Source organism: Falsiroseomonas sp. HW251 (assembly GCF_050563545.1).
Lineage (GTDB): Bacteria > Pseudomonadota > Alphaproteobacteria > Acetobacterales > Acetobacteraceae > Falsiroseomonas.
In genome coordinates this window covers 19,075-33,580 of record NZ_JBNXUM010000038.1, presented here as the reverse complement: position 1 = coordinate 33,580, position 14,506 = coordinate 19,075, and the positions used below count along the sequence as shown (strand labels likewise).

Sequence of the window (14,506 nt, the reverse complement as noted above, 5' to 3'; positions counted from 1 at the left end):
AGAACAGGAGGAAACGCGCCATGACGATGACCATTCCGCGCCGCGTCCTGCTCGGCGGGCTTGCCCTGCCCGCTGTGATCGGCAGCCAGGCCCGCGCGCAGAACGCGGCACCGCTGCAGGTGCTGGCGCATCGCGTGCACCAGACCGTCGCGATCGGCACGCAGGGCGGCGACATCACCCAGCCCTGGCAGCGCGCCCACAACAGCCAGGTGCAGTGGACCACCTTCGACACCGGCCCGCTGTGGGAGAGGCTGCAGCGCGAGGCGACGCTGCCGCAGACCACGATGGATGTCGGCTTCGTGCTCAATACCCAGGTCGCGCCCCGCGCCGCATCCCTGTTCGAGCCGCTGGACGAATGGCTGCGCCGCGACCCCATCGACGACGTGCCCGACATCTTCCCCGGCCTGATCGAAGGCTACCGCGTCGGCGGCGCGCTGGTCGCGATCCCCTTCCGCCACGCTTCTTCTGGCCTGCACTACAACGAGGAGCTCTTCGCCGAGCGGGGCCTCACCGGCGCGCCGCGCACGATCGAGCAGATGGCGGAGATGGCGCGCCGCGCGACCTATCGCCGGTCCGACGGCACCCCGGTGACGGGCCTCGTCATGCCCGGCGTGACCTATCCCAACGTCATCGACATCGCGCGCGCCTGGGACGGCGACTTCATCACGGCCGATTTCCGCTGCACCGCGGACCAGCCGCCGATGCTGAATGCGATCCGCATGCTGCGCGAGCTGTTCCAGGCCAATGCCTTCCCGCGCAACTTCGCTTCCATCCAGTCGGAGGACGTGAACACGCTGGTGCAGCAGGGCCGCGGCGCGATGGCGCTGAATTCCATGGGCCGCAACCGCATCTACAACGACCCGCAGCGCAGCAAATTCCCGGGCAAGGTGCAGACCGTCGCGGTGCCCATCAGCGAGACGCTCCGCAGCCGCTATGAGGTCGCACCGGCGAAGGTCGAGTTCTGGGGCATGGCCATCCCGCGCAACAGCCGCCGCAAGGACCTCTCCTGGTCCTTCATCAAGGCAATGCTGACGAAGGAAGCGACGCTCGGCGCGGCGCTGAACGGCAACGGGCCCGTGCGCAACTCCACCTATGACGACCAGCGCATGCGCGAGCTGATCCCCTATGGCGACGAGGAGCGGCGCGTGCTGCGCGTCGCCCGCGTCCCGCTGCCCGCCTTCGACGAGGCGCCGCGCGCCGGCGACATCTTCAAGGAGGAGGCGGAGGCCGCGGTGCTGGGGATGAAGACGCCGGAAGCGGCGATGGCCAGCGTCGTTCAGCGCGTGACGCCGCTGCTGCCGCGCAACTCGTGAGCGTCCCGGCGACCGCCTCGCTTGCCTCGGTGCTGCTGAAGCGCTGGGGTATCAGGGCGCTGTCGCCGACGGGCATCGCCCCGCTCGATCCGGCGCGCTGCCGCTTCGCGGGGCGCGCGGTGACGATGCGCTACCTGCCGCTGCGCGAGGACCTCGTCGCGCGTTTCCACCCCGTGAGCCCGCAGGCGCAGAGCCATGACGCCATGGAGAGCGTGGGCGCCGGCGACGTCGTGGTGATCGAGGCCGAGGGGCGTGCGGAGGCCGGCATCCTCGGCGAGTTCATGGCACTATCGTTGCAGCGGTCGGGCGCCGCCGGCGTGGTCTGCGATGCCGGGATGCGCGACGTCGTGGAGTTGCGGGCCCTCGGCCTGCCGATCTGGTGCCGCGGGCCGGCGCCGGCCTCGTCCAGCGCTGGGCTGATGCTGGTGGAGCATGGGCGGCCGGTCGCGCTCGGCGGCACCACCTTCATGCCTGGCGACATGATCGTGGGCGACGAGGACGGCGTCGTCGTCTGCCCCGCCGCGCTGTGGGACGACGCGCTGGAAGAGGTTGCGCAACGCGAGGCCATGGAGCGCTTCGTCCGCCAGCGCCTGGCGGCCGGCGCGGCGCTCCGCGGCCTCTATCCCCCGGGCGAGGCGACGCAGCGCGACTTCGAGGCCTGGCGCGCGGCGGGCGAACCACTCACCTGACCGGCGCGACGTCCATGCGTAGGGGCTGCCAGACCTGCACCTCGCGCGGCGCAGCCAGCAGCGCCGGCAGGCGCGCCCAGTAGGCGTCACGGTAGGGCCGCTTCATCTGCACCTCGACCAGGTCTTCCTTGTCGGCCCAGGTCTCGTAGAGCAGGAAGCGCGAGGGATCCTCGGGGTCGCGGTGCAGCGCGGCATTGATGAAGGTCGGCTCGTGCCGCATGGCGTCCAGCACGGGCGTGAGCAGCGCGAGGAACTCGTCTTCCATACCCGGGCGGACGCGCAGTACCACCAGCGCGACGATCGGGCCGGAGCCGGTGGGCTGCGCGGTGGCCGGCGCGGCAGCCAGGGCGAGCGGGGTGTGCAGCATGGTGGGGCGGCGCATCACAGCCCTTCCCGCGCGAAGGCCAGCAGGTCGGCGGAGAGCCGCCCGGCATGAGTCACGAAGAGCCCGTGCGGCGCGCCGTCATAGACCTCCAGCCGCGCACCTGGAATCAGCGCCGCCGAGGCCGCGCCGCAGAGCGGCAGCGGCGCGCTGGCGTCGGAGTCGCCATGGATCACCAGCGCGGGCAGGCGCAGGCCGCGCATCTCCGCGCGGAAATCCGCCATCTCGATCGCTCGGTTCAGCGCGACCAGCGCCTGTAGCGATGCGCCGAGCGGCATGGCGCGCAGCCAATCGCGCGTACCTGGTGACGTGTCGGGCATGACGAAGGGCGGCAGGTTGGCATCCACCCAGGCCGGCAGATCGTTGCGCAGCGCGTCTCGCACCGCTTCGAACACGGCGGGGTCGAGGCCGTCGGGATTGTCCGCGCCGCGGCGCAGGCAGGGCGTCGTCGGCGCGACCAGCGCGATCCGCGCAATGCGATCCATGCCGTGGCGGGTGAGGTAGCGGATGATCTCTCCGAACGCCATGGAGTGGCCCACCAGCGTCGCGCCTCGCAGGTCGAGCGCATCCATGACCGAAGCAAGGTCGTCGGCGAGGGTGTCGAAGTCATAGCCGCGGCCGGAATCGGCGGAGCGGCCATGCGCGCGGCGGTCATAGGCGATGCAGCGCAGCCCGCGATCCGCCAGCGCCAGCATCGGGCGCGACCAGGAGTCCGACGGCATGGACCAGCCCGCGAGGAACACCACGGGCGGGCCGCTTCCCCAGTCGCGATGGAACAGCGCGACGCCGTCGCGCGTATGGATCATGCCCGTCATCCTGGCGTCCTCCTCCGGGCGGGATGCCCGCGATGACATCAGGGTGGGCGGGATCCGGCCGCGGGACGATGACCTCGGGGGTAATCATCCCGCGGCGGCGGGGCTCAGCTGCAGCAGGTCCCGCCGAGTTTCGCGCCCTCGTACTCGTCGTGCAGCTTCAGCCAGCTCATCGTGCTCGTCTCGTTGCGGCCCTTCGGCACCAGGTCGAGCCAGGCGAAGGCGCCGACCAGCGTCTCGTTGCCGCGCGCGAAGCAGGAATAGGTGTGGAAGATCCGCCCCGCCGCGTCGCGCGCGAAGATGGTGGTGCCGTGTATGTCGCGCCCGAGCCCCGGCGTCGTGCCGAAATTGTAGAGCGGCTCGCCGGCCGCGATCTGTTCCGGCGTGAAGGAGGTGCCGTAATCCTCCTTGAAGCTGTTGCGGCCCGAGGAGACCCAGGGAAAGCGCCAGCCCATGCGACGCTTCACGGCCTCGATGCGCTCGACCGGCGCGCGGGAGACCGCGGCGAAGGACAGGTCCGCCTGTTCGAAATGCTGGCGGGCAGCGTCCACGTGGTCCCCGATGAAGGCGCAGCCCGGGCAGATGTGGTCGTTCTCCGGCGCCAGCATGAAGTGATAGACCGCGAGCTGGCTGCGGCCGGCGAAGAGGTCGGCCAGCGCCACGGGGCCGGACGGGCCGTCGAAGACGTAGTTCGTCTCGACCGGCACCCAGGGCAGGGCGCGGCGCGCGGCGCGCAGATCGTCCAGCGCGTGGGTCAGTTCGCGCTCGCGCGCCAGCAGCGCCTTGCGTTCGGCCAGCCAGGTGTCGCGGTCGGCGATGCGGGGCATCATCTGCGTGTCCATGGTTCTCACCCGATCCGCTGGAAGCGGGACGACATGATCTGCGTCCAGGACCCGTCCGGCCCTTGCACGCGCGAGATCAAGGTCCGCTCGTCGTCGCCGAGCATCGTGACGATGTCCTGGAAGCGCGCCATGCCCGGCCTGTCCATCGCGGGGCCTTCGGTGTCGAGCGTCAGCGTGCGGCCATCGGCTTCCAAGGCGCCGTCGTAGACGAACATGTGCGGCATCATCGAACCCACGAAGGTGCCGCGGAAACGCTGCGCCGCGACGTCGAAGCCCATCGTCACGATCCATTTCGCCTGGCCGCCGCCGGGCATGCTGCCCTCGCTCTCGCCAACGACCCAATAGGCACCGAGCGATCGCACGCGTTCGACGCCGCTCGCCTTCTGGACGTCACCGCCGGGCATCACGCATTCCGTCTCGAAGCGCCATTCCCCGAGCAGCCGGTGCAGCCAGCCATGATCCGGCGTCGGCGGCGCGGCGAAGGGGCAGCCGGCAGGCCCGGTCGCGGCATGCGCGCCGAGCTTGTCGATCGTCTCGCCCCAGAGCCGTTCGAAGCCCATCTCCTCGTGCTGGCGTCGCATTGCCTCGGTCGGGTGGTCCCAGCGGACCTCGAAGCGTGTGCCGAGCGGATCGGGCAGAAACAGCAGCGTGCCGACCGCGCCAGGCAGGGGGCAGGCGGAGCCCTCCTCGATCCGGAGGACGAGGCGGCCCGGTGCGTCCACCGCCTCGATCAGCATGGGGTTCGCGTAGTCCGTGCCGTCAGCATCGCGCACCACCGTGCGGTGAAGGCCGCCGGGGCGCAGGTCTACTGACGCCTCGGGGCAGGTCATGCTGCGCCCGCCGAACCAGGCCTTGATGCGATCCGGCTGCGTCCAGGCCGCGAAGACCTCCTCCGGCGATGCGGGCACGAGCCTGGTCATGCCGAGGGTGTGCCCGGCCACATGCGTGTCCATGGATGCATCCTTCCTTCGTGGTGCCGCGTCGTCGCGCGGCGGTTGCGCTCAGGCCTCGCCGAACAGGGCGACGAGACGCTCGAGCGATTCCGTCCAGCCGCGCCGGTGCCGCGTGGCCGTGTCGGCATCGGCGAAGCGATCGTGGGTGAGGGTGACTTCCGTGCCCTCCGGGATCGGGCGCAGCACCACCGTCACGCGGCTGACGCGTTCGGGCGTGCTGATCCAGTTCCAGTCGAACACCAGGCGCGTCGGGGGCTCGACCTCGGTGTACTTGCCCTGCACGCCATGCGTCGCGCCGGTGTCCTCCCGCACCGTGATGCGGAAGCCGCCGCCGAGGCGGAGATCGCACTGCGCGTCCTCGGCCTTCGTGTGGTGCGGGCCGAACCACAGCACCATCACCTCGGGCCTCGTCCAGGCGTCCCAGACGCGCGTGGGCGGGGCCTTCATGCGCTTGACCAGCGTCAGGCTCGGGACGGCGAGGTTCACGGCTTCTCCTCCACCAGCGCGGCCAGGCGATCGAGGCTCTCGGTCCAGAAGCGCTGGTAGCGCGTCAGCCAGGCCATCGCGTCCTCCATCGGCGCGGCTGTCAGCCGGCAGGCGACGGTGCGCCCGGTCTTGTGCCGCGCGACGAGCCCCGCGCCTTCCAGCACGTCGAGGTGCTTCATGACCGCGGGCAACGAGATCGGCAGCGGGGCGGCGAGCTCGCTGACGGACGCCGTCTGCTGCTCCGACAGCCGCGCCAGGATCGCGCGCCGCGTCGGGTCCGACAGGGCGGCGAAGACGCGGTCCAGGGCGGGCTCGCTATACTTAACCATGTGGTGAAGTATGGCGAGGGCCGCGCCCGGCGTCAATGGCGGCTTGTGGCGTCGCGCAGCCGTGAAGCCGCCGGATTGATCGCGGGGCGCGCGTGGACCTAGGCTCGGCGCCTGGAGGGCAAGCGCATGGACCTGCCGCCGCCGACGACGCCGGGCCGCATCGCCACCGAGGTCATCGATTGCGACGTGCATCCCCTGGTGCCGAACGCGCTCGAGACGCTGTCGCCCTATATCCCCGCGGCCTGGAACGAGCGCTTGCGGCGCAAGGGCGCGCAGTTCCAGGGCACCTCGGGCGTGCCGCTGCGCTTCCAGCACCCCAACGGCAGCGTGCCGCGCATGGACGCGCGCGGTCCGACCGGCAGAACGGCGGGATCGGACCCGCACCACATGATCGCCGACCTGCTCGACGGCAACGGCGTGGATATTGCGCTGCTGAACTGCATCCAGGCCGGCGCGGTCAGCGCGGCGCTGTCGGGCGTCGAGGAATCCATTGTCATCGCGCGCGCGTACAACGACTACTTCATGCAGCAATGGCTGCCGCTGGATCCGCGCTTCCGCTACGCGCCGACGGTCCCCGTGCAGGACCCTCAGGAAGCCGCGAAGGAGGTCGCGCGCGTCGCGACGAACCCGCAGGTCGCCGCGATCTCGCTGCCGCTGCTCAACATCCAGATGGGCAACCGCTGGTACTGGCCGATCTACGAAGCGGCGCAGGAAGCGGGCCTGCCGATCTTCCTGCACGTCACCGGGATCGAGAGCCTCATCGCCGGCACGCCGCAGATCACCGCCGGCACCTTCGACCACTACATCGACCGCTACCTCGCCATGCCGCAGCTCGCGGAATCCTCCGTGCGCAACCTGGTGTTCAGCGGCACGCTGGAACGCTTCCCGCGGCTGAACTTCCTCTTCGCGGAGTTCGGCTTCCTCTGGCTGCTGCCGCTGCTGTGGCGGATGGACCGGGTCTGGCGCGGGCTGCGCCACGACGTGCCCTGGGTGCAGCGCCCGCCGAGCCAGACGGTGCGCGAGCGCATCTTCCTCACGACGCAGCCCGTGGACGAGCCCGACGATCCCCGCGACCTCGAACGCATGATGACGCTGATCGGCGACGACGTGCTGTGCTTCTCCTCGGACTACCCGCACTGGGACAACGACATGCCGGGGAGCACGCTGCGCTTCCTTCCGCCGGAGACGCGGCGGAAGCTGTTCTCCTCCAATCCGCGCCGGGCGCTGCGGCTGTGAGCACGACGCGCCGCACGACGCGCGTGGATGCCGGCCCCGCGGAGGCGATCGTGGCGGGCCGCTTCACCTATGTCACGGCCGGCACGCGGCGCATCGGCGTGACGCGGCTCGGGAACGGCGAGCTCCGCGCGCTGCGCGACCGCTGCCCGCACAAGGCGGCGGCGATCTGCCAGGGCATCCTCGGCGGCACCTGGCTGCCGTCGCAGCCGGGCGAGCTGACCTATGGGCGGGAAGGCGAGATCCTCGCCTGCCCCTGGCATGGCTACGAATACGACCTGGCCACGGGCGCGGAACTGTTCTGGCCAGGCGCGCCGGGGCTGCGGCTCTATCCGACCGAGGAAGCGGAGGGCCGCGTCTGGGTCATCGTGCCGGAACGCGGGGGCCCGACACGGGACTGGCCTTCGGCCTGATCGTTATGCTTTATAACAATAGCTGGGCGAGGCCGGGGCAACCGGCCGGCCCGCGCCCTCGACGTCCAAGGGAGGCTCCGTCATGGATGCGCTCGACCGCGTTCGGATCTTCGCGCCGCCCCGCATCGGCGTGACGCAGCGCGCCGACGGCGCCTTCATCGTCCGGTCCGAGGATGCGCTGCCGCCCGACCTGCCGCGCGTCACCGACCACCTCTTCGCCTGGGCACGACGCGCGCCCGACCGGCCCTTCCTGATGGAGCGCGCGGGCGAGGCCTGGCGCGGCGTCACCTATGCCGAGGCCGCGGATGCCGTGCGGCGGATCGGCGCGGCGCTGCTCGCGCGCGGGCTGACGCCGACGCGTGGCCTGGCGGTGCTGTCCGGCAACTCGGTGAACCACGCGCTGATCGGGCTCGCCGCGCAGGCGATCGGCGTGCCCTATGCGCCGGTCTCGCCGCCCTACAGCCTGCTGAGCGAGGACCTGGCCAAGCTGCGCCACATCCTCGGCCTGCTGAAGCCCGGGCTGATCCATGTCGAGCGGGCCGCACCCTTTGCCCGCGCGCTGGCGATCCCGGAAGCTGCGGTGGAGGTCGTCGCGACCGATCCCGCTGGCGTGGACCGCGCGCGTCCCTTCGCGGAGCTGCTGGCCCACGACGCCGATACCGCGGTGGAGGCCGCGATCGCCGCCGTGGATCCGGAAGCGGCGGTGAAGGTCCTCTTCACCTCGGGCTCGACAGGCCTGCCAAAGGGCGTGATCACCAACCACCGCATGATGGCCGCCAACCAGGCGCAGATCGCGGCCGCCTGGAGCTTCCTCTCGGCCGAGCCGCCCGTGCTGCTGGACTGGCTGCCCTGGAGCCACGTCTTCGGCTGCAGTCACAACGTCAACATGATGATGCGCAACGGCGGCACGCTCTGGATCGACGCGGGCAAGCCGCTGCCGGGCGAGATCGAGCACACGATTCGCAACATCCGCGAGGTTCCCGCGACCATCAGCATGAACGTGCCCAAGGGCTACGAATTGCTGATCCCGCGGCTGGAGCAGGACGAGGCGCTGGCCCGCGCCTTCTTCGCCCGGCTTCGCGTGATGCTCTATGCCGGCGCCGCGCTGGCGCCGCCGCTGTGGAAGCGGCTGGAGGACCTCGCGCGCCGCCACGCGCCCGACCGCGTCGTGCCGATGATCTCGTCCTGGGGCCTCACGGAGACGAGCCCGGCCATCACCTCCGCGCATCTTGAAGACGCAGCGCCGGGCTGCATTGGCGTGCCGCTGACGGGTCTCGAGATCAAGCTGATCGCCGAGGACGACAAGCTCGAGGCGCGCGTGCGCGGCGCCAATATCTTCCCCGGCTACTTCAAGAACCCCGAGGCGACGGCGGCCGCCTTCGACGAGGAAGGCTTCTTCCGCACCGGCGACGCCATCGCCTGGATCGACCCGGCCGATCCCAACAAGGGCTTCCGCTTCAACGGCCGCCTCACCGAGGACTTCAAGCTGTCCTCTGGCACGCGCGTCAACGCCGGCGAGGTGCGCATCTGCGCGCTGGCCGCACTCAGCGAGATCGCGCGCGACGTGCTGGTCGTCGGCGAGAACAAGGACGACATCGGCCTGCTGCTGATCCCGCACGATCACCGCCGCGCCGAGCTCGGCACGCCGGCGCTGGCCGAGGCGACGTCCGCGGCGCTGCAGGCCCTGAACTCGCATGGCCACCACGCATCGTCGAGGGAAGTCGTCCGCGCGCTGTTCCTGGTGGACCCGCCTTCCCTCGACGCCGGCGAGATCACGGACAAGGGCTCGCTGAACATCCGCGCGATCCTGCGGCGCCGCGCCGCGGATTACGAACGGCTCTTCGACGACGGAGACGCTGCCGTCATCCGTCCCTGAACGACACGGGCAAGAGAGGAAGGTCCAGGACCATGAGCACGATCAGCATTCCCCGCCGCACCCTGATGGCCGGCGCCGCCGCGGCCACGCTGCTGCCGGCCCGGCCGCGCGCGCAGAACCGGCCCTACAGGATCGGCGTGCTGAGCGACTTCTCCGGGCCGTTCCGCGACGACAGCGGGCCGACCTCGCTGGCCGCGGTGCGCCAGGCCGTGGAGGATTTTGGCCCGGCCGCGCGCGGGATGACTGTCGAGGTCATCATGGCCGACCACCAGAACCGGCCCGACACGGGATCGGCGATTGCGCGCCGCTGGTTCGACGTGGACGGCGTGGATGCCGTGGTGGATCTCGTGGGCTCCGCGGTCGCGCTGGCGGTAGCGGGCGTCGCGCGGGAGAAGGACAAGGTCTGCATTGTCAGCGGCGCCGGCACGGTGGACCTCACGGGGGCGCAGTGCTCGCCCAACACGGTGCACTGGGCCTACGACACCTGGATGCTGGCGAAGTCCAACGGCGGCACGACGGTGCGCACCGGCGGCGACACCTGGTTCTTCATCACGGCGGACTACGCCTTCGGCCAGGCGCTGCAGCGCGACACCACGCCCTTCATCGAGGCGGCCGGCGGCCGCGTGATCGGCACGGCGCGCCACCCCTTCCCGGGGACGACCGACTTCTCCTCCTACATCGTGCAGGCCGTGTCGTCGCGGGCGAAGGTCCTGGGCATCGCCAATGCGGGATCGGACCTGTCGAACACGCTGCGCCAGGCCGCGGAGTTCGGCGTGACCCGGCGCGGCATGCGCGTCGTGGGGCTGGTGATGGTGCTGACCAACATCAAGGCGCTCGGGCTCGACGCGACGGCCGGGCTGCAGTTCACCGAGACCTTCTACTGGGACCTCAACGAACGTACCCGCGCGGTGTCCAACCGCATCGCGCCGAAGATCGGCGGCAACCGCATGAACATGCTGCAGGCCGGCTGCTATGGCGGGACGGCGCATTTGCTGAAGGCGCTGGCCGACATGCCGCCGGCGGAGCGGTCGTCGGGCCGCGCGGTGGTGCAGCGCATGAAGGCGATGCCGACCGACGACGATGCATTTGGCCCCGGGCGCATCCGGGAGGACGGGCGCAAGCTGCATCCGGCGTATCTGCTGCAGGTCAAGACGCCGCAGGAAAGCACGGGTGGCTGGGATTTCTGCAAGCTGGTCGCGACCACGCCGGCCGACGAGGCGTTCCGGCCGATGAGCGAAGGCGGCTGCGCGTTCGTGCGGGGGTGAGAGCGGCTCGCGGTGTTCTGCATCTTCCTCCCACGCAGCAGCGCCTCCCTCCCCCGCAAGCGGGGGAGGGATGGGGTGGGGGTGTGGAAGGCAAGGGGCGCGCTGGACAAAGTACCCACGCCCTGACCCTCCCCCGCCAAAGGGGAAGGAATCCAAGGGGCGATGAAGGAAAGCTCTTGGCCAGGGAGGGTAAGGCCTACGTCCTCCGCAACCCCGCCGCCGTCAGCAGCCTCTCGTACAGCGGCGTCTCGCGTTCGATCTGCTGCTGCACGGCCTCGGGCGTCGAGCCTTCCTGCTCGATCCCCAGCGCCTGCAGCCGCGCGATCACCTCGGGCTCGCGCGACGCGGCGATCAGGTGGCGCGCCATCAGGTCGATGGCCGGGCGCGGCGTGCCGGTCGGCGCGAAGAAGGCGTTCCAGGCGACGACCGCACCGCCGCCATAGACCTCGTTGACCGTCGGCACGTCGGGCAGGTCGCGCGCTCGCCGTTCGCCCGAGCCGGCCAGCACGCGCAGATTGCCCGCCTGCACCTGCGGCAGGATGTCGGCGGGCGAGCCGAAGTGAAGCTGCAGCCGGCCGGCGATGAGGTCGGCGATGATCTGCGGCACGCCGGCATAGGCCACGGGCGTGATGTCGAGCCCCGCGGCGACGTTGATGAGCACGGTGGCCAGGTGGCTCGACGTGCCGTTGCCGGTGTGGCCGCCATTCAGCTTGCCGGGGTTCGCTTTCCCGTAGGCCACGAATTCCTGGATCGTCCGCGCAGGGAAGTCTCGCGCGACGGCCAGCATGTTGCCGTTGCTGCCGACCATGCTGATGCCGGTGAAGTCACGCGCGGGATCGTAGGTCAGGGTCTGCATGCGCGGCGTCGCCAGGATCGCGCCGCCGGCGGCGAACATGATGGTGTAGCCGTCGCGCGGCGCGCGCAGCACCTGCTCGGCGCCGATCGCGGTGCCGGCGCCGGGCCGGTTCTCCACGGGGAAGGGCTGGCCGAGGAGTTGCGACAGGCGCTGGCTGAAGATGCGGGCCTGGGTGTCGGTGGCGCCGCCGGGACCATAGGGGCAGACGACGCGCACCGGCCGGTTCGGGAAATCCGACGGCTGCGCCAGGGCAGGGCGCGCCAGCGTCCCGGCGGCGAGCAGCGCGCCGACCTGGCGCCGGGTGATGCCGATCATCGCCTTCCCCCTCAGTACATCAGTTGCTTGTCGAGCAAGTTCTTCATGCCGGCGCGATCGCCCGCCAGCCAGCAGCGCAGATTGTGGATGAAGAGATCGGTGATCCGCGCATTCTCGCTCGGCGGCGTGCTGGCGGAATGCGGGGAGATCAGCACGTTCGGCAGGTTCCAGAGCGGGCTGTCCACGGGCAGCGGCTCGACCTCCGTCACGTCGAGGGCGGCGAAGCCGATGCGGCCGCTGCGCAGTGCCTCGATCAGCGCGGGCTCGTCCACGATCTGACCGCGGCCGATGTTGATGAAGACGGCGCCCGGCCTGAGCGCCGCCAGCGCCTTCGCATCGATGATCCGCTCGGTCTCCGGCGTGTGCGGCACCGTCAGCAGCAGCGCGTCGGCCCGCGCCAGCGCCGCGTGCAGTGCGGCCGTCGGCACGACTTCGTCGAAGAGATGCCCGTGCGCGCGCGACTTCGAGGGATCGCGCGTCACCGCGACGACGGTCATTTCGAAGGCCTTCGCCACCTTCGCCGCCCCACGCGCGAGGTCGCCGGCGCCCAGGATCACCAGCGTCTTCCCGGCGACCTCGTCCGTGCAGTACCGCTCCCACCGGTGCGCGCGCTGCTCGGCCTGCAGATGCGCCAGGCCCCGCCAATGCGCGAGCAGCGCCATGAAGACGAACTCCGCGAGCGGTCGTGCGTGCACGCCGCGCGCCGTCGTCATCAGGATGTCGCGCGCATCGAGCCCGAGCCGCTTCGCATGCTGCCCGATCCCGGTGCTGGTGCCCTGGATCCAGCGCAGCCGATCCATGACCGCGAGGTCCTCGGCCGAGGGGATGTCCCAGCTGATCGTGGCGTCGCGCGCCATCGCCTGCCAGCGCTGGCGCTGCGCGTCGCTGCGGGTGAAGGGCGCGCCCTTGTGGTCGCCACGGTAGCGCGTCGGCGGCAGCAGGTCGGGCGCGTAGAGCACCTCGATGCCGGCGGGATCCACCGCGCGGATCCGCTCGACATGCTCGGCCTCCAGCGGGGAGGAGATGAGGATCCGCTCCACCGTTACGCCGCCTGCGCCAGCAGCGGAACCTCGCCTTCCAGCGTCGTGCGGTGCATGCGGCGGACGTAGCGCTCCTGGTCGAAGTCCGTAGCGCAATGCTGCGTGCAGCGGTTGTCCCACAGCACCGCGTCGCCCGGCCGCCAGCGATGGCGATGGAGGAAGGCCGGGCGCTGCGCATGAGCGCATAGCTCGGCGATGAGCTGCTGGCCTTCGTCCTTCGGCATGCCCTCGATCTCGACGGCCCAGCGCCCGACATAGAGCGCCGTGCGGCCGCTGCGGGGGTGCCTGCGTGCGACGGGATGCCAGACATCCGGCCGGTCGCGCTTCTGCTCCTCGGTCAGGGCGGGCAGGTGGGGGTAGTGGACATGGTGCATCTCGATCCGGCTGAAACGCGCGCGCCTGCCCACCAGCTTGCGCTTCGTGGAGGCGGGCAGGGTGTCCCAGGCCGCGTACATGTCGGCGAAGATCGTGTCGCCGCCCTCGGGCGGAACCTGCACGGCATAGAGGAAGGAGCCGGCGTTCGGGATCGCCTTGTCCTCGCCGTCACTGTGGAAGCCGAAGCCGGCGCGGCGCATGCCGACGGCCTTGCCGCCTTCCTCCGCGTTGCCGACGACGAAGATCTCGGGATGGCCGTCGAGGTTGTATTGCAGCGGCACCATGATGTGCAGCGGGCCGAGCCGGCGGGTGAAGGCGATCTGCTGGTCGGGCGTCATCGAGAGATCGCGGAAGACGAGGATCGAGTGGTCGAACCAGGCCTGCTCGATCCGGCCGAAGGCGGCGGCGTCGAGTTCCAGACCGGCATCGGCGCCCGTGACCTCGGCGCCGAAGCCGCGACCAAGCGGCGTGATCGTGACCATCAGCTGCCCCCACTGTGAAGTCCCCCGGGGCGCGATGTTAACGAAGGACGCGCCGGGCTCAATGGCTGAAGGCGAATGCGGCTTGCCCGGCGATGGCGCGAGGCGTTCCATGGCATCACCTTACGAAGGGGGAAGCGATGTTCATCGTGAAGGATTTGCCACCGACGGTTGAGCCTGCGCTGCTAGAGCTGCTCGTCCGGGCGGAGCCCGCGACCATCGGGCATTTCCGCCATACGGGGTTCATGGATCCTGGCATCCGGGCGCTCCTGCCCGACAGGCGCATCGCCGGCACCGCGGTGACGGTCCGCTGCTACGGCGCCGATGCGAGCATCGTCCACTATGCCCTGGGCAAGCTGCGCAAGGGCGACATCCTGGTCATGGATCGCGCCGGGGACCATCGGCACGCGACCTGCGGCGGCGGCGTCGCGCTGGCCGCACGGGAGGCCGGCTGCATCGGCATCATCATCGACGGCATGGCCACCGACATCCAGGAGCTCCGCGACTTCGGCCTGCCGGTCTGGGCGCGCGGCCTGTCGGCGGTGACGGGCAAGCGGCAGTTCGTCCAGGGCGATTTCTGCGTCCCCGTCTCCTGCGGCGGGGTGCCGGTGGCGCCTGGCGACGCGATCGTCGCCGACGAGAACGGCGTGCTCGTCCTGAAGCCCCATGAGGTGAAGGAGGCCGCGGATCGCGCCATCGCAATGCAGGAAGCCGAGAAGAAGATGTGGCCGCGCCTGATCGCGGGTGAGCGGATGCCGGACATCAACGGCACCAATGCGCGCATCGCGGAGATCCTCGCGGCGCAGCAGGCGAAGTAGGCGCCCTGCCGCGCCGGCCGGCGCCGCCGG

16 protein-coding genes are annotated in these 14,506 nt (G+C 70.7%); 7 read left to right on the top strand and 9 right to left on the bottom strand.

Translation table 11 applies throughout. The features are described from left to right. The first annotated feature begins 20 nt into the window (after positions 1-20). Entirely contained in the window at positions 21-1,313 is a 1,293-nt protein-coding gene (locus ACLF3M_RS30675) for an ABC transporter substrate-binding protein (RefSeq protein WP_430660822.1), read from the top strand. Then, complete coding sequence (locus ACLF3M_RS30670; RefSeq protein WP_430660821.1) at positions 1,310-2,002, top strand: ribonuclease activity regulator RraA; 693 nt, start codon at positions 1,310-1,312, stop codon at positions 2,000-2,002. Before ACLF3M_RS30675 ends, ACLF3M_RS30670 begins: the two co-directional genes overlap by 4 nt. On the opposite strand, the gene ACLF3M_RS30665 is transcribed toward ACLF3M_RS30670, so the two are convergent. The 6 genes from ACLF3M_RS30665 to ACLF3M_RS30640 form a co-directional block, all read right to left on the bottom strand. Then, a complete protein-coding gene (locus ACLF3M_RS30665) occupies positions 1,995-2,384 on the bottom strand; it encodes a putative quinol monooxygenase (protein WP_430660820.1) in 390 nt (129 codons plus the stop codon). The genes ACLF3M_RS30670 and ACLF3M_RS30665 overlap by 8 nt on opposite strands. Continuing rightward, the gene (locus tag ACLF3M_RS30660) at positions 2,384-3,199 is read right to left on the bottom strand and encodes an alpha/beta fold hydrolase (RefSeq protein ID WP_430660819.1); all 816 of its coding nucleotides are present in this window, start codon (positions 3,197-3,199) and stop codon (positions 2,384-2,386) included. The genes ACLF3M_RS30665 and ACLF3M_RS30660 overlap by 1 nt, the downstream gene beginning before the upstream one ends. A gap of 104 nt (positions 3,200-3,303) precedes the next feature. Further along, positions 3,304-4,038, bottom strand: a complete 735-nt coding sequence (locus ACLF3M_RS30655) for a DUF899 domain-containing protein (protein ID WP_430660818.1) — start codon at positions 4,036-4,038, stop codon at positions 3,304-3,306. A 5-nt stretch (positions 4,039-4,043) separates the two neighbouring features. Further along, positions 4,044-4,991, bottom strand: a complete 948-nt coding sequence (locus ACLF3M_RS30650) for a DUF1579 family protein (RefSeq protein WP_430660817.1) — start codon at positions 4,989-4,991, stop codon at positions 4,044-4,046. A gap of 48 nt (positions 4,992-5,039) precedes the next feature. Beyond that, positions 5,040-5,477, bottom strand: a complete 438-nt coding sequence (locus ACLF3M_RS30645) for an SRPBCC family protein (RefSeq protein WP_430660816.1) — start codon at positions 5,475-5,477, stop codon at positions 5,040-5,042. Beyond that, positions 5,474-5,806 carry an ArsR/SmtB family transcription factor gene (locus ACLF3M_RS30640; protein ID WP_430660815.1) on the bottom strand — a complete coding sequence of 111 codons (333 nt, stop codon included), beginning with the start codon at positions 5,804-5,806 and terminating at the stop codon, positions 5,474-5,476. Before ACLF3M_RS30640 ends, ACLF3M_RS30645 begins: the two co-directional genes overlap by 4 nt. Before the next feature lie 126 nt (positions 5,807-5,932). Between ACLF3M_RS30640 and ACLF3M_RS30635 the strand changes: the two genes are divergently transcribed. From ACLF3M_RS30635 to ACLF3M_RS30620, 4 genes are all read left to right on the top strand, one after another. Next, complete coding sequence (locus ACLF3M_RS30635; RefSeq protein WP_430660814.1) at positions 5,933-7,042, top strand: amidohydrolase family protein; 1,110 nt, start codon at positions 5,933-5,935, stop codon at positions 7,040-7,042. Continuing rightward, positions 7,039-7,452: a Rieske (2Fe-2S) protein gene (locus ACLF3M_RS30630; protein WP_430660813.1), complete on the top strand. Its 414-nt coding sequence runs from the start codon at positions 7,039-7,041 to the stop codon at positions 7,450-7,452. Before ACLF3M_RS30635 ends, ACLF3M_RS30630 begins: the two co-directional genes overlap by 4 nt. An 82-nt stretch (positions 7,453-7,534) precedes the next feature. Then, complete coding sequence (locus ACLF3M_RS30625) at positions 7,535-9,328, top strand: feruloyl-CoA synthase (RefSeq protein WP_430660812.1); 1,794 nt, start codon at positions 7,535-7,537, stop codon at positions 9,326-9,328. 32 nt (positions 9,329-9,360) lie between these two features. Further along, positions 9,361-10,593, top strand: a complete 1,233-nt coding sequence (locus ACLF3M_RS30620; RefSeq protein WP_430660811.1) for an ABC transporter substrate-binding protein — start codon at positions 9,361-9,363, stop codon at positions 10,591-10,593. A 196-nt stretch (positions 10,594-10,789) separates the two neighbouring features. Here ACLF3M_RS30620 and ACLF3M_RS30615 read toward each other — a convergent pair whose 3' ends face one another. The 3 genes from ACLF3M_RS30615 to ACLF3M_RS30605 are packed head-to-tail and all read right to left on the bottom strand — an operon-like array spanning position 10,790 to position 13,661. Further along, the gene (locus ACLF3M_RS30615; protein WP_430660810.1) at positions 10,790-11,764 is read right to left on the bottom strand and encodes a Bug family tripartite tricarboxylate transporter substrate binding protein; all 975 of its coding nucleotides are present in this window, start codon (positions 11,762-11,764) and stop codon (positions 10,790-10,792) included. Between the two features lie 11 nt (positions 11,765-11,775). Continuing rightward, the gene (locus ACLF3M_RS30610) at positions 11,776-12,804 is read right to left on the bottom strand and encodes a D-2-hydroxyacid dehydrogenase (RefSeq protein ID WP_430660809.1); all 1,029 of its coding nucleotides are present in this window, start codon (positions 12,802-12,804) and stop codon (positions 11,776-11,778) included. 2 nt (positions 12,805-12,806) lie between these two features. Then, positions 12,807-13,661, bottom strand: a complete 855-nt coding sequence (locus tag ACLF3M_RS30605; RefSeq protein ID WP_430660808.1) for a TauD/TfdA dioxygenase family protein — start codon at positions 13,659-13,661, stop codon at positions 12,807-12,809. A gap of 137 nt (positions 13,662-13,798) precedes the next feature. Between ACLF3M_RS30605 and ACLF3M_RS30600 the strand changes: the two genes are divergently transcribed. Continuing rightward, positions 13,799-14,476, top strand: coding sequence for an RraA family protein (locus ACLF3M_RS30600; RefSeq protein WP_430660807.1), 678 nt, complete (start codon positions 13,799-13,801; stop codon positions 14,474-14,476). Positions 14,477-14,506 lie beyond the last annotated feature (30 nt).